The sequence below is a fragment of the Halopiger djelfimassiliensis genome, assembly GCF_000455365.1.
GTDB classification, from domain to species: domain Archaea; phylum Halobacteriota; class Halobacteria; order Halobacteriales; family Natrialbaceae; genus Halopiger_B; species Halopiger_B djelfimassiliensis.
In genome coordinates this window covers 150,852-175,280 of sequence record NZ_HG315685.1, presented here as the reverse complement: position 1 = coordinate 175,280, position 24,429 = coordinate 150,852, and the positions used below count along the sequence as shown (strand labels likewise).

Here is a 24,429-nt window from a genome sequence, read left to right as displayed (position 1 = left end):
ACCCTCGCCGCGGAGAGTGGGGTAGCGATTACTCCGCCTGTTCCTCCTTGCGCAACTCCTCGCTTGCCTCGCGAACCTCGCGCATGACGCTCGAGATCCGCTCTTCGGCCTCGAGTTCCTCCTCGACGGACAGATCGACACCTTCGACCTCGAGCAGGAACTTGGCGACCTCGGTCGACTCGTACATCACGTCGTCGAGTTCCTCGGCGGTGAAGAAGTCACACATCGCCCCATAGAGGAAGGTCGCCCCGGCCTTGCGCACCTTCTCCTCGAATGAGGCTCTGGCCTGATTGACCGCCTGTGGCGTGTACGTGTCGGTCATGAACGGGACGAGTTCGGGCAGGTTCTCGCCGATTTTGGTCATCTCGACGCCGGTTTCGGTCCGGAAATCGGAACAGAGTCGGGCGATGGCCCACTCGCGGGCGGTGATGTAGGTCCGGTCCCGGAGGAAGTCGTTGACCCGATCGTACTGTGCCCCGTCCATCTTCTTGAACCGCGCGTACTTCCGGACGTCCTCCGGGACGTCCGATGTCTCGGGTTCGGGGTCCGGAACGTTCGGCATCGGGCCGCCGTCGCTCGAGGCCCCGTCGTCGCCGGCGTCTCCGTCGTCCGCCCCCGCGGACGCCGTCCGATCGGTCGGCGATGACTCGGTGGGTTCGACGGCCCCGTCGGGGTCGTCGGTCGCTTGCCGTCGGTTCGATCCGTCCTCGTCCATGCCCGCGTATTACCAGACCCTCGAGATAAGGGTTGTTCTCGATGGCCCGACCGACCCAGCCGATTCGATACCAGTCTGGTCACGGGAGCCAGTCCTCGGCCACTGATTTATTATTTGAATCAAACATGTCTGTGAACATCTCGAGAAGACAGAACATTATCGAAACGCAGTGTATCCGACAACGGGACGTCTCCGCCGACGACCGGAAACCGGAAAATAAGCGTCTACTGTGCCATAAAACGGCCTTTCGGAACCACATAAGCGTGATTCTGGCCTGTCGAGTTCGACCATGAGTAGAACTGCCCCTCAAACGGTTTTACAGCGCAATACCGGCCGATTGCCGATCACCGAATCGGGTCGAGCGAGCGAAGAGTCGTCTCGGTAGCTGTCACAGGCACGGGCGGGTTGGAAAGTACAATAATGTCTGTGAATCCAACATATTAGGACAGTTGAGTCGGATTCCCACCGCCAGTTCCGCATGAGAATTCGGCGGCCTCGCGGCGGCCGAATCGAACGTCGGTGGCTCGAGGAACGTCGGTCGGAAGCCGACGAGCCGTCTAGCTGACCTTCTTGCGAAGGTACGCCGAAACGACTTCGCTGAAGATCACGACCACGAGGATGGCGATCAGGATGGTCAGGACGTTCGCCCACTGGAAGAAGTTGATCGCGGTATCGAGTTTGACGCCGATACCGCCGGCCCCGACGAAACCGATCACGGTGGCTTCACGGACGTTGATGTCCCACCGGTAGGTCGCGACGCCGACGAAGGTCGGTTTGATCTGCGGGACGATCCCGTAGACGATGACGTCGATCGGGGAGCCACCCATCGCACGGATCGCTTCCACCTGTCCGGGGTCGATCTCTTCGATCCCTTCCGCGATGAGCTTCGAGACGAAGCCGATCGAGCGGAACGCGACGGCGAGAACGCCCGAGATCGCCCCCGTTCCGAAGATCACGACGAAAAACAGCGCCCAGATGATCACGTTGACCGAGCGCGTCGCGACGATAACGAATTTCCCAAGCACGTACGTGGCCGCGTTCGGCGTGGTGTTCTCCGCGCCGATGTAGGCGATCGGCAGGGAGATGAGAATCGCCAGCCCGGTCCCGAAGACCGCGATGTTGATCGTTTCGACCATCGGGGTGACGATTTCCGCCGCGTAGGCGGGGTCCGGCGGATACATCCGGAACAACAGATCGGCGAGGTTCTTCGGTGCGTCCACGATAAACGTGTACCGGATGTCGAGCTCTTGCCACGATTCGTACGTGATCCACGCCGCCAGGACGAGCGCGGCGTACCGGAGCAGTCGCGTCCTGCGGTCGTGCTTTTGCCACGTGGTTCGTTGTTCGTGCGACATTATTGGACCCTCCGTCTGACGACTGCACTGAGTATTTCACCGAACATGACGACGGCGATGATCGCGAGGATGATCGCGAGGCTGAAGTCGTATTCGTAGCGGTCGAACGAGTTGAGCAGGGTGACGCCGATCCCACCAGCACCGACGATACCGACGATGGTGCTGGCCCGGATGTTGATGTCCCACCGATAGATCGTAAGTCCGATCATCCGGGGGACGACCTGCGGCGCGACGCCGTACAGCAACACCTGCAGGCGGCTGCCGCCGGCGGCCCGGACCGCGTCGGCCTGCCCCTCGTCGATGTCCTCTAGCTCCTCGCTCAGGAGCTTCGCGAAGAATCCCGGCGTCGCGATCACGAGCGCGATCACGCCCGCGAGCGGACCGAGTCCGACGGCGACGACCGCAATGATCGCCAACACGAGCGCGTGAAGGGACCGCGAGATCGAGACGAGCGCCCGACCGACGTAGTACACCGGTTTCGGAACGAGATTTTCGGCCGCCATGACGGCGATCGGGAGGCTGATCGCGACCCCGATCACCGTCGCGACGATCGACATCGCGATGCTCTCGATCATCTTATCCCAGATACGCTCCCGGGCGTCGGGACTGAAGTCCGGCGGGAACATCGTCCGCAACAGCTCGTATGCGGCGTCGATACCGCCGATCAATCGGGACGGGTTCGGCCGGAGTTGCCACGCACTCCACAACACGAACGATACGATAAGGACGTACAGTGCGTACTTGACCCGCTCGTTGTAGAAGACCGTCGGCCGCTTCCAGGAGTCGGGATACTCACCGACCGACACGTCTTCCGTTCCTTCCACACCGGAGTTACTCATCGGTATCACCTCGAGCGTGCTGCCCCATCATCTCAAAACGACGTCTCTTTGTCGACGTCAGCAACGTCTGACGTCCCGGGTTGGTGGGTGGGCTGTGCATCCATCTCCTCCCGCGACTGGCCCGACCGGTAGATGGTGTTTCGCGCCTCCTCGTCGAGTTCGTCCGGCGTCCCGTTGAACACCACCTCGCCGTCGGTGAGTCCGACGATTCGATCGGTGTAATCGAGCGCCAGCTCCACTTCGTGGATGTTGATCAAAACGGGAATGTCCTCCTCCCGGGCGATTTCGGTCAACAGGTCCATGACGGCAAACGACGTCTCCGGGTCCAGCGCACTGGTCGGTTCGTCCACGAGAAGGATCTTGGGCCGCTGGAGGACGGCACGCGCGATGCCGACCCGCTGTCGCTGGCCGCCCGACAGCTCGTCGACGCGTTTGTTTTCCATCCCGCCGACGCCGACCCGGTCGAGAATCTCGTACGCGCTCTTGATGTCCTCCTCCTCGAAGTTCCGACGGAACGCATCGAGGTTGCTCATGTATCCGAGCCGGCCGGAGAGGACGTTCTCCATGACGGTGAGCCGTTCGATCAGATTGAACTCCTGAAAGATCATCCCCATGTCCCGGCGGGTCTTCCGGAGTTCCGTTTTCGACAGCGACGTGAGTTCCTCGCCGTCGAGGGTGATCGATCCGGCCGTCGGCTCGGTAAGGCGGTTCACGCACTTGATAAGCGTACTCTTGCCCGCGCCGCTCGGGCCGATGATCGAAACGACTTCGTTCCCCTCTACTTCCATTGAAACGCCGTTTAGCGCCTTATCCCCGGTTGGATAGACTTTCTCTAAGTCCGTAATTTCCAGCATAGTTTACGTTACAAATACTAAGTTGGTTATGAAACGGTAGCGACGCGCATCAGATATCTCCGAGGTCGGTCAGGTCGACACCGTTTGCACGGTGGGTGAGCAACACGTCGTGCCAGTGTGTCGCGTAATCGATCTCCGTGAAGAGACCGCGACCGCCGAACTCTTGGGCGAGTTCGGTACCCGAGTAATCGTACTCGAGGAACGCACGTTCGATCCCCTCCTGGACGTCCGGCGGCAGGTTATACCGGTAGGAGAACCCGGTGGTGACGATCGGATCGCTCTGCCAGACGACCTTGATCGCATCGGCGTCGACGTCGCCGCGTTCGGCGACTCGAGTCACACAGTAGCTGCAGACGGGTGCCACTTCGTGGTCCTGATGGTAGATCGTCAGGACGAGGTTCTCGTGGCTGCCGACGTGTTCGACACTGTAATCCTCGCCAGGTTCGACGTCGAACCGGTCCTCGAAGATCGCCCGCGGCATCAGGTTCCCGGAGTTCGAGGACGGTGCGCCGTGTGCCCCGTCCTTGCCGGCGAAGTCCTCGACGGAGTCGATCTCCGTGTTGCTCATGTGGGTGATCGCCCAGAGGTAGTAGCCGGCGTCGTCCTCCGAAACCTGAATCGCGAAGGGGACGGCACCGGCGAGGTTGACCGCGAAGGGGAGCGGCCCGGTCGAGAACCCGGCGATGTGGAGCCGTTCACTGCGCATCGCCTCCACCTGCGCCGCGTAGTTCTGGACCAGGTTGTTCTCCACGTCGCGGCCGGTTTCGGCCTCGATGTTCTCGATGAGGGGATCGAACATCCCCTCGTAGGCCGCCGGATCCTCCGTCGGCGTCATCGCGAACGTGAGCGTATCCGGATCGATCAGTTCGTCCTCGTCGTCGGGCGTTTCCTGAACCGGATCCCCGTACACCGGTTCGTCACGCTCCTCGAAGGCCTGAATGTCTTCGATTCGGCCGGTGTCGTGGTCCATCAGCGTCGACATTCGCTGTGGGAACGCAGGGTCTTCGGGGTCCCATTCGGGGAAATCCTCGTCAGCGTCGTCCGGAATCTCGTCGCCTCCGGAACCACCCAGACAGCCCGCCAATGCTCCCGTCGCCGCAGCACCAGTACCCGCGAGGAGATCACGTCGGCAGATACTGCAGCATGGTGTGTTCTCTCGAGCCATTGCGGACTGTCATTGATGGACATGGCATAAATATCTTACCATTATTAAAGTTCGTGAAGGGCAGATAGTTGTACACGCCGATCGGTAGCCCAGCCGATCAACGGGACGGGAGCCGCGATGCGATCCGGGTGCTCAACGGTTTCAGCTTCCGGTATGTGCTGTTCTCCCAGACGATTTCGCCGTCGGGATCGACGGCGTACAGGGGCTTGCGTTCGAGGGAGCGGCTCAGATAGGCGTACCACGCACTATCGCTCGAGTAGAGTCGAACGTAGCTCGGGGCGGCCCAGTCGGTCGCGTGTGTCGACCGGATCTCCCCGTCCTGCAGGTCAAAGAGGTACGTCCGTTCGTCCGGCGGGTTCGTCCGGACGGCGGCGATCCGACCGTCCGTCGACAGATCACAATCGGAAACGTTCGCATCGAACGTCGTCGTCAGGATGGCTGTCCCGGCGGAATCGAACGCCCGGAGCGTCCCGTCGAGTCCGTCGGCCGTCCCACCTTCCAGAATCACAACCGTGCCGTCGTCGGCGACCAACCCGGTGACGGGGTAATCGAGCGGCGTCGTCCACTCGAGCGATCCGTCGTGAAACAGGAACCCGCGGGATCGTCCGTCACCGGTCGGGGTCCCGTAGGCGATACGCCACGTATCGTCGTGGGACGGGCGGACGCGACAGAGGTAGGTCCGCTCGTCCCACTCGATGGTTTCACGGCGAGCACACGTCGAGTGGTCGCGCCACGGACCATCCCGTTCCCAATCGAGACCGGGGGCGGGAGCATCACGGTTGCGGCCGAAGAGCATGGATAGCCGTGCAATGTCGTGCCACCGGCAAAACGATGTCGGTGAGACACACCGAACTCCGATCGCGAGAGTCCAGCGGGGAACGCTCGCGTGTTGCTCAGAGCAACAGGAACGGGATGCCGGCGATCATCCCGACCGCGATCAGGACGACGTTCCAGAACAGGACCGGACGGATGAGTTCCCGCGAGATGCTTCCGGCGAAGATCGTCTTCACGAAGATGCTGGAGGCTGTTCCGGTGATGACGCCCGCGACGGCTGCCTCGTTCGAGATCTGTCCCGTACTGACGAGCGAAACGGCCGTCGTGGTCGCCGTGCCACTCGAGACCAGACCGGCGAAAAACGTCGTCGCGAGGAAGCCCGTGGTACCGAACATCTGTTCGGCCCCAGCCGAAACGAGTAACACGCCGAGAAACAGCGCACCGAACGTCAACGCGTTTCTGAGACTGAACGGCGAGGTCAGATCGGCTTCGAAATCCGTCCGCCAGTCGCTTTGCCAGACCGCGATTCCGACGCCGACGACCGTAATCGTTCCGAGAGGAGCCACGACCACCGACGCGGCTTCGGGAACGAAGGCGATCACGATGACGGCGTTGCGAAACGCCATCGCCGCGTTCGAAAGCAAGATCGCACCCACGGCGAGGTCGAGTAACCCGGTCTGGTTGCTCGCTCGCTTTCCCATTTCGGCGACGACCGCCGTCGAGTTCACGAGTCCGCCGAAAAACCCCGTCACCGCGATGCCGCGTCCCTGGTACTTCTTGACGAGGACGTAGTTGATAAAACCGATCGCACTGACCGCGATGACCAGCGACCAGATCAATCGCGGCTGGACGGCCCCCCACGGTCCGAGCGTCTCATTGGGCAACAGCGGGTAAATGACGAACGCGAGAATGACGAACTCCACCGCGCTTCGCATCTCCTCCCGGGAGAGCCCCCACGCGAACTCGTGGAGTTCGCGTTTCAACACGAGCAAAAGCGACGAGAGGACCGCGACCGTCACCGACTCGATGAAAAAGCCGTTCGCGACCAGCGCGCCGATACTGTACGTGACCAGCATCGACACCGATGTCGTCAACGCGAGACCGTCGATGTCCTCCTCGATGAAACTCCGTGCCGCGAGCAACACCGCGTGAGCGATGATGAGCACGCCGCCGATCAGCAACAGTGCCTGATCACCGAGAATCGTAAACACCGCCGCCAGCAGACTGATGAGGGCGAACGTCCTGATTCCGGCGGATTTCTGTGACCACTCCCGCTCGAGTCCCAGAAACATCCCTAACAGGGTCGCCAACACGAGTTTGGCGACCGATTCTTCCATATGAGAGAGAAGGTCGGGTTCGATCATGAGCGAAGGACGGAGTCGACTTGCCCCAGCGATTCGAGGACGTAGTCCGGTTCGGTCGATGCCGCCGAAACGTCCGTGCTGTCCGTCACTCCGGAAAGGACGAGCGCGGTCGTCATCCCGGCCCGATTGCCCATCCTGATGTCGGTTCCGATCCGATCGCCGACGACGAGACAGTTCTCGGGTGCCGTCTCGAGTCGGCCGGCCGCAGTTTCGACGGCGGTCGGCGACGGTTTGCCGAGCACGGCGTCGAGTTCGTGCCCGGTGGCCCCCTCGATCGCGCCGATCATCGCCGCTGCATCGGGTATCGGTCCGTCGGCGGTTGGACACGTTCGATCGGGATTCGTCGCATAGAACGTCGGAGCGGACTCGCCGTCGAACGCCTCGAGGACCTCACGGAGGTCGGCGTACTCGAACGATCGGTCCATCGAGGCGAGAACGACTTCCGCCGCGTTCGGCTCAGTTGTAAGCGGAACGTCCGCGTCCCGGAGTTCGGCGACGAGGGCCGACTCGCCGACGACGTAGGTCGCCGCGTCCGGATGCCGTGTCGCGAGGTACTCGGCCGCGATCGATCCCGAGGTGACGATCCGTTCGGAGACGACATCGATCCCAAACGATCGGAGGCGATCTCGATAGTCGGAACGCCGGCGTATCGGATTGTTCGTGAGGAAAAGAACCTCGGTACCGCTCGATCGAAGGCACTCGATCCCCTCCCGAACGCCCTCGATGAGTTCATCGCCGAGATAGACCGTCCCGTCGAGATCGACGATCGCTCCCTCGAACGATGTCATCACAGGACACCCCCCGAAGCGATCCATCCACGGCTATCATAGCTCGATACAGTCATGTGTTCACGACCAACCCTATATCCCCCCGTTACCCCTATATCTTGCTATATAGACCTATATATTTTTGATTGTTTTCCAACGAACGGGAGAGAAAGGACGAAACTGGGGATACCCCCGCCGATCAGCGGCTCCAACTGTGTGATCGTCGGGAGACATCTCGTGTGTCACGGAGTTATCGAGAGGAAGAGCCGCTACTGTAGGACGTAACGCCGGGAAAGACAGGGGTTGATCGAGTGGTCGTGACTGGCGATAGTAGGGCAGGGGACCCTACCGATCGCACTGCACGTGGGTCAGTGACAGACAAGCAGTCGCTGGACAGTAGCTCCTCCTTGCCGCCAGTGGTGAGGGTCACGGACGACAGTGAAAAATGTACCGGCCGAATCGATCCAATCGACGCCGATGGGAAGAGTCCCCATCCGATCGGCCCCAGTACGATACCGGGGGAACGAACCGTCGCCGACCCGGACTCGGATTCATCCCGGGCACCGTCGCGAACTGGGTGGCCACGAGGGACGATGCGTGCCGGGTCACGGACAACCCGTCAAGTGGAACCTCCACCGACACCCTCCGTTGGACTGCTGCGTGGATTGTCAGCTATAATGGCGTTTACAGACACCATTTCTCGAGAAACACGATATCGGCAGACGACCGTCCGCTCCGATCGAAGTCGAATGGACGGTTCCGTAGCCGAGAACCATGAACATCTTTTACTATGTAGAACGCACTGCAAATAGTTGAAGCGTCGGTCGATTCGCTGTCGATATATTGTTCCGATCCCACCGAAAGCCAGCGCAGAACAGGAGCTCGAGGCGGAATCCTCGAATTATTACATAGAACTAAATAGTATTATATATCGTTATGTAGCATTATAGATCGTCCAACGGCTCGGGGTGGCCCTGACCTCAGATCCGAAACTGTGTGGTATTCTGCTCCCAGCCTTGCCGTGCTTTACAGTAATACACATGTAATCCAATCGCCATCGTCCCCCGAGTCCAACGGAGCGATTTACAACACGTCGTCTCGGACCTGTTCGGGACCTCGCGATCCAGCCTATGTACCAGTAATTAATATGATAGAAACCAAGTAATCGTTTCATCAATTATGGAAAGCAGACACCGCCACCTGTGTTCGCCACAGCTGTAGTGACGGGAGAGCTATTACGGAGCGGATACACCGACTACTCTGATCCGGATTATTTGCGCTTGGATGGCAGTTAACCCGTCATAAAACGCGGCCACAGATCAGGGACCGAAATCAGGTGTGAGCCAGCAAAGTCACAAACGGAGACTATCGCCAATAGTTCTCGGATTCGTACCTATATCTATAGCTATGAACAACATGAGTGTTTTTATACTATTTTCCATAGTCATGTCGTGCTCGAGTGCTCGAAGCAGTTCGAACGCGATCGATCCGACGTCCGTACTCCGGACAGTGATTGCAAGCACGACCACCGTCCGTAAACCGTCAGTGTATCCCGCGGAGTTCTAATCGGATTTAAGTCCGTGAGGAATGTTCGGTAGTATATGTCACAGACACCAGTCGTGGTGAAAGCTGTCCGAACGCCACAGGGGAAAGAGGACGGCGTATACGCCGATCTTCGCAGCGAGGATCTTTCCATTCCACTTATCGACGAGATTCTGGCAGAAACCGGCCTCTCCGGCGACGAGATCGACGATCTGATGTGGGGCTGTGCCCAGCAACGCGACGAGCAGGGGAACAACCTGGCTCGCGTCATCGCCTTACTCTCCGAGTTGGGCGAAAACGTCCCGGCGACGACGATCAACCGCTGGTGTGCCTCCTCGATGCAGGCGGTCATCTCTGCGTCCGACGCGATCGCCGCCGGCAACCGCGACGCGATCATCGCCGGCGGCGTCGAGAGCATGACCCGCGTCCAGATGGGCGAAAACACGTCGAACGTCCACCCGCGGCTGGCCGAACACTACAATATCGGCGAACTACAGATGGGAATGACCGCCGAGAAGGTCGCCGAAGAGTACGACATCAGCCGCGACGAACAGGACGAGTACGCCGCACGAAGCCAGCAACGTGCCGTCGAAGCTACCGAGGAAGGTCGTTTCGACGACGAGATCGTCCCGATCGAGACCGACGACGGGACCGTCGAAGAGGACGAGGGGCTCCGCCCCGGAACGACCGCGGAGAAACTCGCCGAGTTGCCGACCGTCTTCAAGTCCGACGGGACCGTCACGCCCGGCAACGCCTCCCAGATCTCCGACGGGGCCGCCGCCTTGCTCGTTACGAGCGAGGCGTTCGCCAAGGAACACGACCTCGAGATCGTGGCCGAAGTCGGGATGAACAACGTTGCCGGCGTCGACCCGACAGTCATGGGGATCGGGCCGGTACCCGCGACGCGGGGCCTGCTCGAGCGAAACGGCCGCGAGATCGACGACTACGATCTGGTCGAACTCAACGAGGCGTTCGCCAGCCAGTCGCTCTACTCGCGTGACGAGCTCGGCATCGATCCCGAAATCTTCAACGTCAACGGCGGTGCGATCGCGATCGGCCACCCGCTCGGCGCGTCCGGCGCACGCTTGCCGGTGACGCTGATCCACGAACTCCGAAAGCGCGGCGGCGGTCGCGGACTGGCGACGCTGTGTGTCGGCTTCGGACAGGGAGCGGCGATCGAGTTCGAGGTCAACTAGACCGCTCCCGGCCGTTAGAAGGACCGCGAAACCGAGTTCCACGGGAACGCCTCGGGCCAGCGTTTCGAACCGTCACTCGAGCAAGCGAAGGGCAGCGGGGGCGCTGCTCGGTCAGCCGACGGTAACGTCGGGAACCGCGACATCGATGTCGTCGATATCCGTGGCGATGCCGTCAGTGATCCCGTCGAGAAGTCCATTGGAGACGCCGGGGACGGTCGGTGTCGCTTCAATACTGTCTTCGCTGAATTCGACGAGTCGCTGTTCGGAGACGTCGACGTCGGTCTGATCGCTCGAGTTCGTCACCGTCTGTTCTGCGTTCGACTCGGCGTCCGCTGCCGCCCCGATCCCGACGCTCATCCCGAGGAGTGCGACGGCGAGGACGGCCAGCGTCACTGTTCGTCGATGCGCTTCGAACCACCGTGTGAGACGACCGTTCATGGTTATGTGCCCACGCTGGGCACCGACATGTCAATCGGACCAGCAATAAACGGCGAAAATCGTTTCCCGTTCGAAGGCAGGGTTTCGCGGCTGTACCCGGGCGCTAGGTATCGAAACCGCGTCTCGACGGCGGGGATCCGGCTCCGGCCGCTCGGCCGCTCGTCGCTACTAGTCCGATAGGGGTCGGTTACCGACGTGATCCCGTTCGAACGGCCCGGCCGAACCGACAGTGGTCGACGGGCCGACACCGCGACGTGGCCGGCGGTTTAGTATCCTCGACCCCTAGACCCGGTATGCGCACGATACTGCTGGCGATACTCGTGGGGATTCCGCTCGCCTGGCATCTCGGACTCACCGCAGTGACCTACTACGACGCCGGGCGAATCGGCCTCGAGCCGGCGACGAAGTGGGCGGCGATCACCTTCTGTGTCCCGCTGTTCGGCTTTTTCATCTACCTGTTCGAACGAAGCGAACTGTCCTACGATCCGGAAACGGATCCGTACAGGGGGAATAACTTCAACATTCATCCCTCGCGGGCCGACGACACGCCGCTGCCGTCCCGCGGCAAGGACCGCCCCGCGACGGAAGAGGAAAACGAGTCCGATCACCCGGATTGAGCCTCGCTCGCAGGCGTTCAGTCAGCAACCGCCGAGGGTTGTGACGGAGCCGGAACGCTGTCGCCATCCGGAATCGGACGGCGAAAGACGCGAGCCACCCGATCAGTCGTCGGCCGGAACACCGCTGTCGTCCTCGAGTCGTCCCTCGGGAACCGTCCCGTCGTCGTTCCAGCCGCGTTCGTCGTAGTACTCCGAGAGACCCCGCTCGAAGTCCGGAATCTCGTAGGGAAGGTCGTCGTCGCTGCGATCGAAGCCACGCTGGTTGTTGAAGTGCCGTTCCAGCGAGACGATCTCGCCGCCGAGCTCGAGCAGTTGCTCGTAGTCAGCACCCAATAGCGTCTCGATGCGTTCTTCGGTCACGAAATCCCGGGAGAACTTACAGAGGACCGCGCTGTCTTTGATGACGTTCAGGTTCTCGAGTTCGACGAGTTTCGGCGGCTTTCCGTCGAGTCCCTCCTTGTCGAAGGCGTCGTCGGCGTCGACGAGCGGGTACTCGTAGGGGTAAAACTCGGCGTACATGTGATCAGCGCCGCGATTGGAGGTGGCAAAGGCCAGCCCCTGCCCGTTCAGCGTGCGGCCGTCGTGGGCGGCGAACTCCATGCCCTTGACGCTCCAGTTCTCGACGCCGAGATCGTCGTGGATGCGGTCGATGCCCTCCGCGAGCGTGTCGCCGATCCCCTCCCGGTGGGCGATTTTCTCGACGGTCTCGTGGATCAGCTCGACGTTGCCGAACTCGTCTTCGCTTGCGAGGTAGGCCGCGACGACGTCGCCCGCGGAGATGGTATCGAGGCCGAGTTCGTCGCACAGCTTGTTCGATTTCATCACGTCGACGATGTCGTCGACGCCGGAGTTCGAACCGAACGCCATCACGGTCTCGTACTCCGGTCCCTCGGTCTCGAGGCCGGTTTCCTCGTCTCTGGTCGGGAGCTTGCAGGCAAACGCACAGGCCGAACAGGTCCCTTTCTTGTACTTCTTCTCGGCGACGCGGTCGCCGCTGATGCCGTCGACGCCCTCGAACGACAGCTCCGAGAAGTAGTAACTCGGCAGCGCCTCGACCATGTTGGCGTACTCGGTAACCGAGGTCGTCCCGGACTCCTTCATCGGATGCTCGGCCTGTGCGGCCTCGCCGTGGATCTCCATCTGGAGCGGCGGGATTTCGACCTCGCGGGCGGAGTCGCCGTCGAAGGTGATCGCCTTGACGTTTTTCGAGCCGAGCACGGCCCCGAGACCGCCACGGCCGAACGCCCGTTCCTCGGAGGTCATCATCGACGCAAAGCGGACCTGATTCTCGCCGGCCGGCCCGACGACGACGGTGTGTTCGGACTCGAGACCGTGTTCGTCCGCGATGTACTCGCAGGTCTCGGGGACGGTCGCTTCGGCGAGGGCAGGGACGGCCTCGAACTCGACGCCCGAATCGGTGACGTGGACGATCACGAGGTCGTCGCTCTCACCGGTGATCTCGACGGCGCTGTACCCCGTCCCGGTGAAGTTCCGCGAGAGGAAGCCGCCGGCGTTCGACGACAACAGCCCGTCGGTCAGCGGCGAAACGCCGGTCGCCGACATCCGGCCGGTAAAACTCATCGTGGAGTGTTGCAGCGGTCCCGTCGCGAAGTACAGCCGGTTTTCCGGCCCCAGCGGATCGGCGTCGAACGGGATCCGATCGTGGGCGAGTCTCGTTCCGAGCGCCCGGCCCCCGAGGGACGACTCGAGGACGTCGTCGATCGTCTCGGTCTCGGCGGTTCGCTCGCCGACATCGATCGTACACAGCGGTCCCCGTACGTGTCTCATATGTAATGAACTGCCATCCGCGACCGCAAAACGATACCGGTTCCTCCCGAAAGAGCCGGTCGTCTCCGTCGGTGTGGTCCGACGACTTTTATCCGTCGTCGTTCGAGAGACCGGATATGTCACGGCCGGCCACGGACCCCGACGACGCGACGATCGACGAACTGTACGACCAGCTCGAGACGCTGGAGGAGACGGTCGATACGGCCGACGAGCGATCGGAAGTGCGTCGAACGCGCCGACTCGTCCACCGGCTCACGCACAGCGGCGCGGTCAACACGGTGATCACGCGGTTTACCCGCAAGGACATCGCCGAAGCGTTCGTCGGCAGCGTCGTCGTCGGCCTGCCGATGCTCGTCGAGGACGGCGTCATCACGATTGGCGATTTTCTCGCCGCACGGCCGGGGTTTTTCCTTGCGAACCTCGCGCTCACCGTCGGGTTGGTCATCGGCATTCTCTATATCGCCGACTTTCGGGAGGTCAGGATCACCGATCCCTACTTCGGCGTGCTCCCCCGTCGACCCGTGTGGGTCCTCGCGATCGCCTTCGTGACGGCGGCGGGGCTGATGACTCTGTGGGGCCAAGTGACGTGGGGCGAGCCGTGGCGCAACGTCTGCCAGGTGTCGGTCGTCTTCACCGCGATGGCGATCGGCGGCTCGCTGGGGGACATCCTGCCCGGCGAGAACTGAACTGCGGGCGACTTCGTCAGTCCGACGGCTGCAGCTCCGGCACGTCCTCGGCCGAAGCGTGCGTCTCGTCGTCGAGGACGACCTCGAGACGATCGTCCTCGATCAGGCGGTCGATCTGGTCGTGGGTGAACCGACCGTTGCACTCCTCGCCGACGAACGTCACGTAGCGTTCGGTCCGTTCGACGACGGTTGCAAGGGAGTCGCCCGTCCGGTAGTAATACCTGACCGTCGTCCCGAGATGGAGGGCGTCAGCGGTCGTCCGGGCGTACGTCCAGCGGGGAAGGACCATACCCGAGCACGCTCGGACGACGATATATCTCTTGTGGAGCGCCGGGACGGACTCGGCCACGAGTTCCACGCGGACGTCAATACTTAATGGAGCGGAGACGCACGTTCGGACAGATGAAATGTTAGGCCACGATTCCGCCATCGACGTCTACAAACAGGCGTTGCCAGTCATTCTCATCAGCCTCGTGGCAGGACTGTTCGCCGGTACGTTGCTCGGGACCGAGACCATGCGCGAGGGCATTGCGAGCGTTCCCGGCGTTCTCCTGTTGTTGCCGGCGTTTCTCGCGACCCGCGGCGGCGTGTACGGCTCCCTCGGCGCGCGCCTCTCGAGTGGCCTCCACCAGGGACTCATCGAGCCGCGGTTCGAGTGGAACGGCCGCCTCCGGAACGCCATCGTCGCCTCGTTTCTCAACGGGATGATCGTCTCGGTGTTCATCGCCGTCCTCGCGTGGGGCGTGTTGCTCGCGCTCGGACGGGAGGGCAGCCTCGTCGAACTCGTCATCATCCTGTTCGTCGCCGCACTGTTGAGCGCCGTCGCGATGCTCGGCGTGTTGCTGACCGTGATATTCAAGGGGTACCGTCGGGGGCTCGATCCCGACAACGTCATCGGCCCGGTCGTCACGACCGTCGGCGACGTCTTCGGGATCGTGTTCCTCCTGATCGGCATCGCCGTCACCGAGGTGATTCTGTGAGCGCCGGCAGCGACGTGTTACACGGCGAGGAACTCGAGGACGGCGTCGGGGACTGGACCGTCTGGAACATCGTCACGACACTCGTACCGCTTTTGGCCGCGCTGTCGATCCTGCAGATGATCTCGGGGACGGTCCTCGAGAGCTTCGAAGAGCAGTTGCTCGAGAACCCGGCGCTGCTCGTTCTCGTACCGGTGATGATCGGCACCGCGGGGAATCTGGGCTCGATCATGTGCGCACGGCTGTCGACGCAGTTGCACCTCGGGACCCTCGAGTTCTCGCCGACAAATCCGAACATCCGGGCTAACGTCGGTGCAGTCATGGGACTTGCGGCGACGGTGTTCGTCCTGCTCGGAATCGCATCGTGGGCCATCGGCCGGCTGCTGGGTGGCACGCTCGGACTCGGCACGTTGTTGCTGATCACCATCGCTAGCGGCATGCTGCTCGCGGTCTGGGTCGTCGTCGTCAGTACGAGTTCGGTCTATCTCTCCTATCGACTCGGCTACGATCCCGACGATACGACGATCCCGGTCGTCACGAACGTCTGTGACATCACCGGCGTGCTCATTCTCTTCGGCGTGGTCTCGGTCGTTCTCTGAGCGGCGTTTCGATCGATCAGACGGGTTCGCCACAGCGTTCGATCGCTTCACGGACCGCCTCGGTCCGTCCGATGAGCGTCACGTGATCGCCGCGTTGTAGTTCGACGTCGGGCGTCGGCACTTCGCTCGTCCCGTTGCGGCTCACGAGCGCGATGAGCACGCCGTTGGGGAGTTCGCCGCCGACATCGACGATCTGTCGACCGACGAGGTCGTCGTCGGTGACTTCGATCTCCTGAACGTCACCGGACCGCCCGAGTTCCGACATCCAGTTCGAGAGCGCGGGGCGTTCGATCACGTTGTCGATCGCCCACGCGGTCGATTCGGCCGCCGAGATCGTCTCGACGCCGAGGTCCTCGAACGCCGACGCGTTCGAAGGTTCGTTCGCCCGGGCGATCACGTTCTCGACGTCGAAATTCGACTTCGCCAGTTGTGCCACGAGCAAGTTCGCGTCGTCGTCGCCGGTCGCCGCGACGACGGTCTTGGCGTTCTCCGCGCCCGCCTCGCGTAACACCTCGACATCGGTTCCGTCACCCTCGCGGGCGGTGAACCCCTCGTTGCGAAGCTGTTCGAGGGCCGTCTGGTCCGCCTCGATGATGACCACGTTTTCGCCGCGCGCTTCGAGCCGTTCTGCCAGCGAGCGGCCGACGCGGCCGCCGCCGATGATGAGTACACGCATGGGTATCACGTCGAGTTTTTCCGCGATCTGTCTGGCGAATCCTCCCTCGAGGATGACTGTCACGAGGATTACGAGAAAGACCGTTCCGACGAGCAGGTCCGCACCAGCTACGTTCGTCGGCTCGTTCCCCGGCCCCTCCGTCTGCAGCCGGATCGCGAACAGCGTCGCGACCGAGGCCGGAATGATTCCTCGCGGGCCGACGAAGCTCACGAACAACCGCTCTCTGAACGTAAACCGCTCGCCGCGGGTCGAAAGAAAGACCAGCAGCGGCCGCAAGACGAACATGACGACCGCGACGACGGCCACACCGCCGAGCCCGAGCGCGAACAACTGATCGAACTCGAGAAGGGCCGCGAGCGTGATGAAGACGAACGAAAGAACGAGCAGGGTAATATCGCCCTTGAACGCCTCGACCTCCTCCTCGTAGGGAAGGTTGGCGTTACCGAGGATGAGTCCGGCCGTCGCTGCGGCCGCAACGCCAGCCTCGGAGAAGATGTAATCTGCCGCGCCGAAGGCGACGATCGCTCCCGCCAGCGTGAGCAGTCGCGCGTTCCGCGGCGCGTCGTCGGGCGAGATGTCGACGTACTGAAGCACCGCCCAGACGACCGCGGCGACGACGACGCCGACGAGCAGCCCGGTTCCGAGCCGCTCGGCGAACAACTGGAGGTAGATGTCGGCAGTCAGTTCGCGGACGGTCATGGCCTTGAACAACACGACCGCGAGGATCGCCGCCGTTACGTCGTTGACGATCCCCTCCGTTTCGAGGGTCGCTGCGACCCGATCGCGGACGGGAACGACCTTCAGGATCGGCGTAACGACCGTCGGGCCGGTCGCGACCAGTAACGCGCCGATCAGTAACGCGATGTCCCAATCGGCACCGAGGAACACACGGACAGCACCGGCGGTCCCCAGCAATGCGATCGCGGCACCGACCGTCACGAGCCGTAACACGGCCGCCGGGGCCTCCCTGATCTTGTCGATCTTGAGGTGGAACGCTCCCTCGAAGACGATGATGGCGACGCTCAGTCCGACGATCGTCGAGAGACCGCTGCTCCCGCCGAAGGAATCGACGGTCAACACGCCCAGCCCTTCCGGACCGATGGCGATCCCAGCAGCGATGAGAAAGAGGACGCTCGGTACTCGAAACCGCGCCGACAGGAGTTGGGAGAGAACACCGAGTCCCACGATCGCAGCGACCAACACGATGAGGTCGCTGCTGGCCTCTGCACCCGTCATATTCCGGCGGATCGGTCAGTAGACGACCGGCGCTGCGACGCTGCTCTGTCTTCCATTCATATTAAAACGAATTACTCCAGTTGGTTAACTCCTACGAGACGCCAGTTCCGGTCCCTCGATCGGAACCACAGCGAACGGGACCGCACGGACTCGTTACCCCGTGTCTCGAGACCGTGTGCCGATACTCGCGGTACAGGACGGTGGCTCGATACTGCCGTCCTCGACGGTGAACAAGGGAGTGACGCGCCCTCCATGCCCGAAGGGACGTGGTATCCGTACCGAGATATCGAACGAACAGCGGGTCAGGCGTCCTCGTAGATCCGCTCGACCCGGTCCTCGAACTCGTCGAGGATGACCCGGCGTTTCTTCTTCATCGTCGGTGTCAACATGTCGTTTTCCTCGGTGAACTCACGGGGAACGAGTTCGAACCGCTTGATCGTCTCGTGGCTCTCGAAGTGTTCGTTGACGCGGTCGACCTCCTGCTGGATGTAGTCGTGGACGCGCTCGTCGTCACACATCGCCTCGGGATCGTCCGGCAGCTCGATCCCCTCATCGGCGGCCCACTCGCGGATGTGATCCGTGTTCGGAACCAGCAACGCGCCGATGAACTTCTCGCCGTCGCCGGTGACCATCGCCTGCTCGACGACTTCGCTGGCCGCGAACTTGTCCTCGATCGGTCCCGGCGCGACGTTCTTGCCCGTCGAGAGGACGATGATCTGTTTCACCCGGTCGCGGAACTCGACGTAGCCGTCGGGACGGCGATGGACGATGTCGCCGGTACGGAACCACTGTCCGGACCCCGGGTCCGTCGCGTCCACGCCGGTCTCGCTGTCCGGAACGTCCGTGGTAAACGCACGTTCGGTCGCGCCGGGGTCGTTCCAGTACCCGTCGGTGACGTTCGGTCCCCGAACGAGGAGTTCGCCGACCTCGCCGGGATCGTCGAAGGCGTCCTGATCGGCGACCGACTCGTCGATCGCGATGTCGACGTCGGGGACGGCCGGCCCGATGGTTCCGATCTTCGGCGCTTCGGGCGGGTTAGCGGTGACCACGGGCGAGGTCTCGGTCAGCCCGTATCCCTCGTAGATCGGCAGCCCCATCGCGTGATAGAGCCGACAGAGATCCGGCGAGAGGCTGCCACCGCCGCTGATCAGGAGGTCAATCTCGCCGCCGAGAGCCTCGCGGACCGTCGAGAAGACCAGCGTATCGGCGAGCGACTGTTTCGCCGACAGCACCGGTCCGGGCGCGTCGGCCTGCTGGTACTCGAGGCCGACGTCGGTCGCCCACTCGAAGAGTCGCTTCTTGATCGGCGACTCGCTTGCCTGTTCGCGGATCGCGTCGTAGATCTTCTCGTACACCCGGGGAACGCTGGTCGCCGTATCCGGCTGGACGATGGCGAAATCCTCCTGTAAGGTGTCCGGACTCTCCGCGTAGGCGATACAGCCGCCGCTTGCAAACAGCAGGAAGTGGCCGGCAGTCCGTTCGAAGACGTGTGCAAGCGGCAGGTACGACACCGTCTGGACGGTTTCGTCGATGACCGGAACGTCGTCGTCCTTGTCCGGGCGCGGCCCGTAGCGCTTGCGGATCTGGTTGACGTTCGAGCGGAAGTTCGCGTGCGTAAGCCGGACGCCTTTCGGCTTGCCCGTCGTCCCGCTCGTGTAGATCAGACTCGCCGGATCGTCAAGCTCGGGAGCGTCGACCCACTCCTGATAGGTCTCGAGGTCGAACGCCTCCGCGCCGCGGTCGTAGACCGCATCCAGCGTCAGCACGTCGTCGCGGTCGTCGTACCCGTCGATGTCGTCCATCGAAACGATGAACTCGAGGTCGAGATCGTCTTCGACCTCGAGGACCCGCTCGAGAAGCGCCGCGTTTTCGACGACGACGCCGTCCGCGTCGGGATCGTCGAGCAAGTACTGGACCTGGTCCGGCGACGAACTCGTGTAGACGGTCGTGACGACTGCGCCCGCACAGAGCAAAGCGAAGTCCGTCTGGGCCCACTCCATGCGTGTGTTGGCGAAGATGCCGATCCGGTCGCCCCGTTCGACGCCGAGATCGCGGAACCCGGCCGAGAGTTTGCGGACGATATCGCGCAGTTCGGCGTAGGAAATCGGACGGAACTCGCCGGGCGTCGCCGCTGGCAGGACCGAGTCGGTCAGCGCACGGTCGTAGACTCCTCCCTTGTATCGCTGGGCCGGTCGGTTGGCGTGCCGTTCGGCCGTGTCCTCGAACAACCGCCCGAGCGTCGTCGTCCCGATCACCTCGTCGTCGTACTCTCGTTCGGCGTCCCGCCAGTTCATATGTGTGAATTACTCGCTCACGCGATAAAACGTGATGAAACTGGTTCCATCGGTCACTACGTTTATCGTTTCGAATGCGGCCGCCGAAACGGAGGTCGGTTCGGGTTCCGATCCCGTTGTCCCGCCGGAGCGTGGCTACGACCGGTCGTCGAGATATCCCAGTACGCCACGGACGTTCATCGCGGTCTCGGCGCGGGCCTTTCGCTCGCCCCAGACGTCGACCATCCCTGTCTCGGCTGCGAAGTGGTCGATCACCGCCTCGTCGGTCTCGAGTTCGGCGCGTTTCGCCTCGACTGCCTCGACCCACGCCTCGAGGACGGTTCCGTACTCCTCGAGGACGTCGTCGACGTCGTCCCCGATCGCGCGCGGCCCGAAGTGCGTATACAGGAGGACGTCCGGATCGATCGCCGCGAGGGTCTCGAGGTCCGCGAGACACTCCTCGAGGTCGAAGTCAGAGGGCGGGGAGGTCTCCCGAATCGCCTCGCGTTCGGGCACCCAGATGCCGGCGGCGTCGCCGGTAAAGACCGCGTCGTTCGCCGGATCCTCGAAGACGACCTGGTGGAACGCGTGGCCGGGTGCCTCGTGGACGCGCAGTTCGTGCGTTCCGAGGTCGATGACGTCGCCGCCTTCGATTCCGACGAGTCGGTCCTCGGGGATGGGTTCGGGGTCGGCGTAGAACTCCCACTGGTCGCCGACGGCGTTTTTCGTCCCCGCGACCAGTTTCGCGGGATCGGCAAGCAGGCTCGCACCGGCGTCGGAAACGTAGACCTCGGCGTTCGGACACTCGCGTGCCAGAAACCCGGCTCCGCCGGCGTGATCGAGGTGGATGTGGGTCACCGCGATCACGGCCAGCTCCTCGCGCTCGATCCCGACCGTCTCGAGGGCATCGAGGATCAGCTCGTAGTTCGTTCCGATCCCGGTTTCGACGACGGCGGGCCGGTCGTCGTCGAGAACGTAGACGGCTCCGTACTCGTCGGTGTCGTACATGCCGGTATCGAGGTAGTAGAGGTCCGAACAGTCGCCGGTCGTGACCTCGCGGACGTCTCCGACTTCCATACCGGTAGCGCGTCGTCGGAGGGGTTAAAAGCTGGTGTCGAAATCGGCCGCTCGAGCGAGCCACGGGAACGCGCCGAAACGCTGGGGACCGTCGAACTGGCCAATAAAACCTTTATCCGATGCTCGCTTGACTACGGTAGATGAGACAGACGGGAGCCGATACCGACTCACGGGGTGACCGGCGTGCTGGCTGACCGGCTGTCCGGGGGCACCGGCAAGGCGTGTATTCCGTGGCTGGTAAGCGGATTCGGTGTGCTCTCGTTCGTGCTCTTTCTCGTGTGGGCCGCCGTACTGTTGACGCGATCCGACGTGGCGGCTCTAGTGTTGGGTATCGGCCTCGTCGGGGCCCCTGCGATCGGCCTGACCGTGGCCGGCGTCCGACTCGAGCGAAGCGGTGTTCCCGCCGAGCGGTACGTCCGGATCGCCGCGTGGTGTTTCGGCGGGGGACTCGGGTTTCTGGCGATCAACCTCCCGGCGATGATCCTCTTTCCCTGGTACGAACTCTCGGGAACCGTCTCCTGGGCGCACTTCTCGATCAACGTCGGCGCGGTCGGTGGATTCGCCGTCGGCTACGTCGAGGCACGCGCGATCCAGCGCGAGGTCGAGGCGACGGCCGCGACCGTCCGCGCCGAACAACTCGAGGCGGAACGGGAATTGCTGACCTACCTGAACGATCTCCTGCGACACGAGGTGTTAAACGCCGCGCAGGTCATCGAGGGGAACGCAACGTTGCTGTTGAACGACTGCTCCGACGAGCAAACCCGGGCCCACCTCGAGAAGATCAAACACCGGAGCAACGACCTCTCGGACGTGATCGACGACGTGCGAGCGATGTTAAACGCGAACAAGAATCACGATGCGACCGGCGTCGTCGACCTCTCGGAGCTGTTACGCGGGGAGGTGTCCGCACTCAGGGCCCGGTTCGACGAGGTCGATGTCGACACGACGATCCCGGACGGCGTCACCGTCGTCGGGAACGAGGGCCTCGAGCTGCTCTTTTCGAACCTGCTCGAGAACGCCGTCGAGCACAACGACAACGCGACGCCTCGGGTGACAGTGACCGTCGAGACGGCCCCCGAAACCGTCACGGTCAAAATCGCGGACAACGGACCGGGGATCGCCGAATCGACCAGAGAAACGCTGTTCGAACGGAAGTCATCGAACCACGGGCTGGGGCTCTATCTCGCCCGGATACTGGCGACTCGATACGGCGGGTCAGTGGACCTCGCGGAGACGGGGCCGGACGGAACGACGTTCACCGTGATGCTTGTGCGTCCATCCACGCGTGATCCCGGACCGGTGAAAGACACCACGGACGAAGCGACCACCGAGACGCCCGCTCTCGAAACGCGGTCGCTACTCGAGTTCCGTCCCCACCGCCGGAACGGCGGATCGATCGCGTCGGCTGTCGTCCGTCCGTTCGATCACGACCCATCCGAGCGTTCCTTCCACTCGCCGATTCCGGACGGATCGAGGTGGACGTGTGCGTCCCCGACGTCGTCGAGGCTCCGGAGGCGGTCGACGAGCTCCGACTCGACGTCGTGGGCCTTCCGGAACGCCATGTCCCCGTCGACTTCGACGTGGACCTCGACCTCGAGGACGGGACCGTCGTAGAACACGGTCAGGTCGTGAACGCCCTGCACGTCGGGATGGCTCCGCAGGGCCGCGTTGATCTCGGAGCGTTTCTCACGACCGGGCGCGGCACCGATGAGGTAGTCGACGTTTTCCCGCCCGATCTCGATGCCCTGATAGACGACAAGCAGGCTGACGAGCCCGCCCGCGAGGGGGTCGAGTACCGGATACCCCGCGAGGACGCCGAGGATCCCGACGATCGCGGCCACGGAAGTGTAGATATCGTTGAGACAGTCCTTTGCGAGCGCCGTGAGCGCGGTCGACTGGAGTCGCTCGTTGATGCGGACGGTGTAGCGATAGACCAGATACATGTCGACGATCGCAAACCCGAGCGCCGCCAGCAACAGGATGCTGAAATCGATATCGGTGCCGGTAACGAGTCCGTCGACGGACTGATAGAGCAGGTTGAGGCCGAGAAGGGAGATGACCGCGCCGACGAAAAGCGCCGTCAACGGCTCGATGCGATCGTGTCCGTGTGGGTGTGTCGCATCGGGTTCGTCGAACGCGCTTCGTCCCCAGACCAGCACGACGACGCTTGCGACCAGATCCGCAAGCGAGTGTGCCGCGTCCGCGAGTAGGGCGACGCTGCCGAAGAGATACCCCACACCGCCTTCGGCGACGATCTTACCGACGTTTCCGAGGACGTTCACCCACGACGCCCGCAGGAACTCGTGCCGGCCGCCACCCTCCCCGTCCGTCATGGTTTGGTTTAGAGCGAGTCTAAACTTGGATCTTTTCCTTCCGGCGGTGGTCGGTCACGACGGTCACGGGGAGACACAGGCGGTATCGGCGCTCGAACCACGCGCGTTCCGGAACGCTCATTGCGTTCCTGTGGCAACCACGCTGCAACCGGGCGATGGGGCCCGCCCGACCCAACCGCCGATCCCTCGTCGACCGAACCGGGAAGCTTTTCGCTCCGGGGGCGGCTGACGGTCCCTGATCGACACTCAGCCATGGCAGCCGACCACTCCCTCGTTCGACTCGAGACGCTCGCACTGATCGCTATCGGCGGTTTCGCCGGCTCGAATCTCCGGTTTTTCGTCTCCGGGATGCTGCCCGAGATACCGGCTGTCGTCCTCGTCAACGCCGCCGGAAGCCTCGTCCTCGGATTTCTCGTCTACGAGGCGGAGTACACGGGACTCGTCGGTACCACGTCGCGGGTCGTCTTTACCACTGGCTTTCTCTCGTCGGTGACGACCTACAGTACCTTCGCGGTCCAGACAGCACTGGCGGCCGACCCCGTCACGCTCGTCGCTCTCGTCGCCGGGAACTACGGACTCGGGTTCGCCGGCGTCCTCGCGGGACGGACCCTCGCACGACGGGTTCGCGACGGTCCCGTCTCTCCCGCCGGGGGTGAGACGGCGTGACCCTCTCGGTCTCCCCTGCGGGGGAGGAACTCCTCCGAACGTGCGCTGCCCTGCTCGGCGCGGCCGTGGCCGGAATTACCGTCGATCCCGAACCCGCCCACGTCGTCGGCACCGGCGGCGCGATCGGTGCCCTCTTTCGCCACTGGGTCTCCACGCGGTTCTCGAGCGAGCGGGTCCCGTGGCCGACGCTGGCCGTAAACGTCGTCGGGAGTTTCGCCCTCGGACTCGCGGTGTTCGCCGGCGTCGGCGGGTCGACGATGCAACTTGTGGGCGTCGGGATCTGTGGCTCGGTTACCACCTTCTCGTCGTTTTCGGTCGAGACGATCCGCCGATACGAACGCGGCGACCGACTACTGGCCGTCGCGTACGCAGCGGGGACCCTCGCGCTCTCGCTTTCGGCGATCGGTATCGCTTGGGTCGTCGTCGCGATCAGCTAGTCGACCGTTTCAGGTATCAATCACATCCGGCAGGTCGTTCTCGCCGGTCGTTTCA

At 62.9% G+C, this 24,429-nt stretch carries 22 protein-coding genes and 1 pseudogene; 8 read left to right on the top strand and 15 right to left on the bottom strand.

All coding sequences use genetic code 11. The features are described 5' to 3' along the window. Nucleotides 1-28: 28 nt before the first annotated feature. The 8 genes from TX80_RS06705 to TX80_RS06670 all read right to left on the bottom strand — a co-directional run bounded on the left by TX80_RS06705 (nt 29) and on the right by TX80_RS06670 (nt 7,854). The gene (locus tag TX80_RS06705; RefSeq protein WP_049922362.1) at nt 29-715 is read right to left on the bottom strand and encodes a DUF5806 family protein; all 687 of its coding nucleotides are present in this window, start codon (nt 713-715) and stop codon (nt 29-31) included. 557 nt (nt 716-1,272) lie between these two features. Beyond that, a complete protein-coding gene (phnE, locus tag TX80_RS06700) occupies nt 1,273-2,070 on the bottom strand; it encodes a phosphonate ABC transporter, permease protein PhnE (RefSeq protein ID WP_049922361.1) in 798 nt (265 codons plus the stop codon). Next, complete coding sequence (phnE, locus tag TX80_RS06695; protein WP_049922360.1) at nt 2,070-2,909, bottom strand: phosphonate ABC transporter, permease protein PhnE; 840 nt, start codon at nt 2,907-2,909, stop codon at nt 2,070-2,072. The genes phnE (TX80_RS06700) and phnE (TX80_RS06695) overlap by 1 nt, the downstream gene beginning before the upstream one ends. Nucleotides 2,910-2,941: 32 nt before the next feature. Next, nucleotides 2,942-3,763, bottom strand: coding sequence for a phosphonate ABC transporter ATP-binding protein (phnC, locus tag TX80_RS06690; RefSeq protein ID WP_049922359.1), 822 nt, complete (start codon nt 3,761-3,763; stop codon nt 2,942-2,944). Nucleotides 3,764-3,812: 49 nt separating this feature from the next. Beyond that, nucleotides 3,813-4,928 carry a phosphate/phosphite/phosphonate ABC transporter substrate-binding protein gene (phnD, locus tag TX80_RS06685; RefSeq protein WP_049922358.1) on the bottom strand — a complete coding sequence of 372 codons (1,116 nt, stop codon included), beginning with the start codon at nt 4,926-4,928 and terminating at the stop codon, nt 3,813-3,815. Nucleotides 4,929-5,025: 97 nt separating this feature from the next. Beyond that, nucleotides 5,026-5,724 (bottom strand): PQQ-binding-like beta-propeller repeat protein, encoded by a 699-nt coding sequence (locus TX80_RS06680; protein WP_049922357.1) that lies wholly within the window; start codon nt 5,722-5,724, stop codon nt 5,026-5,028. Between the two features lie 97 nt (nt 5,725-5,821). Continuing rightward, a complete protein-coding gene (locus TX80_RS06675; RefSeq protein WP_049922356.1) occupies nt 5,822-7,066 on the bottom strand; it encodes an MgtC/SapB family protein in 1,245 nt (414 codons plus the stop codon). Further along, complete coding sequence (locus TX80_RS06670; protein ID WP_049922355.1) at nt 7,063-7,854, bottom strand: HAD-IIA family hydrolase; 792 nt, start codon at nt 7,852-7,854, stop codon at nt 7,063-7,065. Before TX80_RS06670 ends, TX80_RS06675 begins: the two co-directional genes overlap by 4 nt. A 1,580-nt stretch (nt 7,855-9,434) precedes the next feature. Here TX80_RS06670 and TX80_RS06665 point away from each other — a divergent pair. After that, nucleotides 9,435-10,571 (top strand): thiolase family protein, encoded by a 1,137-nt coding sequence (locus tag TX80_RS06665; RefSeq protein WP_049922354.1) that lies wholly within the window; start codon nt 9,435-9,437, stop codon nt 10,569-10,571. A 111-nt stretch (nt 10,572-10,682) separates the two neighbouring features. Here the strand turns inward: TX80_RS06665 and TX80_RS06660 are convergent, their stop codons facing one another. Continuing rightward, nucleotides 10,683-11,009 (bottom strand): hypothetical protein, encoded by a 327-nt coding sequence (locus TX80_RS06660; RefSeq protein WP_049922353.1) that lies wholly within the window; start codon nt 11,007-11,009, stop codon nt 10,683-10,685. A gap of 293 nt (nt 11,010-11,302) precedes the next feature. On the opposite strand from TX80_RS06660, the gene TX80_RS06655 reads away from it, so the two are divergent. Further along, nucleotides 11,303-11,626: a hypothetical protein gene (locus TX80_RS06655; protein WP_049922352.1), complete on the top strand. Its 324-nt coding sequence runs from the start codon at nt 11,303-11,305 to the stop codon at nt 11,624-11,626. Nucleotides 11,627-11,728: 102 nt separating this feature from the next. On the opposite strand, the gene TX80_RS06650 is transcribed toward TX80_RS06655, so the two are convergent. After that, nucleotides 11,729-13,414 (bottom strand): aldehyde ferredoxin oxidoreductase family protein, encoded by a 1,686-nt coding sequence (locus TX80_RS06650; RefSeq protein ID WP_049922351.1) that lies wholly within the window; start codon nt 13,412-13,414, stop codon nt 11,729-11,731. A gap of 116 nt (nt 13,415-13,530) precedes the next feature. Between TX80_RS06650 and TX80_RS06645 the strand changes: the two genes are divergently transcribed. Beyond that, the gene (locus tag TX80_RS06645) at nt 13,531-14,100 is read left to right on the top strand and encodes a DUF2391 family protein (protein WP_049923175.1); all 570 of its coding nucleotides are present in this window, start codon (nt 13,531-13,533) and stop codon (nt 14,098-14,100) included. A 16-nt stretch (nt 14,101-14,116) separates the two neighbouring features. On the opposite strand, the gene TX80_RS06640 is transcribed toward TX80_RS06645, so the two are convergent. Then, nucleotides 14,117-14,389, bottom strand: a complete 273-nt coding sequence (locus TX80_RS06640) for a hypothetical protein (protein ID WP_049923174.1) — start codon at nt 14,387-14,389, stop codon at nt 14,117-14,119. A 118-nt stretch (nt 14,390-14,507) separates the two neighbouring features. Between TX80_RS06640 and TX80_RS06635 the strand changes: the two genes are divergently transcribed. Both TX80_RS06635 and TX80_RS06630 read left to right on the top strand, forming a co-directional pair. After that, nucleotides 14,508-15,080: a magnesium transporter gene (locus TX80_RS06635; protein WP_049922350.1), complete on the top strand. Its 573-nt coding sequence runs from the start codon at nt 14,508-14,510 to the stop codon at nt 15,078-15,080. After that, a complete protein-coding gene (locus TX80_RS06630) occupies nt 15,077-15,676 on the top strand; it encodes a magnesium transporter (RefSeq protein ID WP_049922349.1) in 600 nt (199 codons plus the stop codon). Before TX80_RS06635 ends, TX80_RS06630 begins: the two co-directional genes overlap by 4 nt. Before the next feature lie 16 nt (nt 15,677-15,692). On the opposite strand, the gene TX80_RS06625 is transcribed toward TX80_RS06630, so the two are convergent. The 3 genes from TX80_RS06625 to TX80_RS06615 form a co-directional block, all read right to left on the bottom strand. Then, nucleotides 15,693-17,588, bottom strand: a complete 1,896-nt coding sequence (locus TX80_RS06625) for a cation:proton antiporter domain-containing protein (protein WP_049922348.1) — start codon at nt 17,586-17,588, stop codon at nt 15,693-15,695. A 302-nt stretch (nt 17,589-17,890) separates the two neighbouring features. Then, nucleotides 17,891-19,882 (bottom strand): AMP-dependent synthetase/ligase, encoded by a 1,992-nt coding sequence (locus tag TX80_RS06620; RefSeq protein WP_049922347.1) that lies wholly within the window; start codon nt 19,880-19,882, stop codon nt 17,891-17,893. Nucleotides 19,883-20,017: 135 nt separating this feature from the next. Beyond that, nucleotides 20,018-20,938, bottom strand: a complete 921-nt coding sequence (locus TX80_RS06615) for an MBL fold metallo-hydrolase (RefSeq protein ID WP_049922346.1) — start codon at nt 20,936-20,938, stop codon at nt 20,018-20,020. A gap of 174 nt (nt 20,939-21,112) precedes the next feature. Between TX80_RS06615 and TX80_RS06610 the strand changes: the two are divergent. Continuing rightward, a pseudogene (locus TX80_RS06610) lies at nt 21,113-22,147 on the top strand (ATP-binding protein); the annotation flags it as partial. Nucleotides 22,148-22,362: 215 nt separating this feature from the next. Here the strand turns inward: TX80_RS06610 and TX80_RS06605 are convergent. Continuing rightward, entirely contained in the window at nt 22,363-23,271 is a 909-nt protein-coding gene (locus tag TX80_RS06605; protein ID WP_049922345.1) for a cation diffusion facilitator family transporter, read from the bottom strand. Nucleotides 23,272-23,523: 252 nt separating this feature from the next. On the opposite strand from TX80_RS06605, the gene TX80_RS06600 reads away from it, so the two are divergent. Together TX80_RS06600 and TX80_RS06595 are read left to right on the top strand one after the other, a co-directional pair. Beyond that, complete coding sequence (locus TX80_RS06600) at nt 23,524-23,937, top strand: fluoride efflux transporter FluC (RefSeq protein WP_049922344.1); 414 nt, start codon at nt 23,524-23,526, stop codon at nt 23,935-23,937. A 50-nt stretch (nt 23,938-23,987) separates the two neighbouring features. Beyond that, nucleotides 23,988-24,374, top strand: coding sequence for a fluoride efflux transporter FluC (locus TX80_RS06595; RefSeq protein WP_049923173.1), 387 nt, complete (start codon nt 23,988-23,990; stop codon nt 24,372-24,374). Nucleotides 24,375-24,429: the final 55 nt, after the last annotated feature.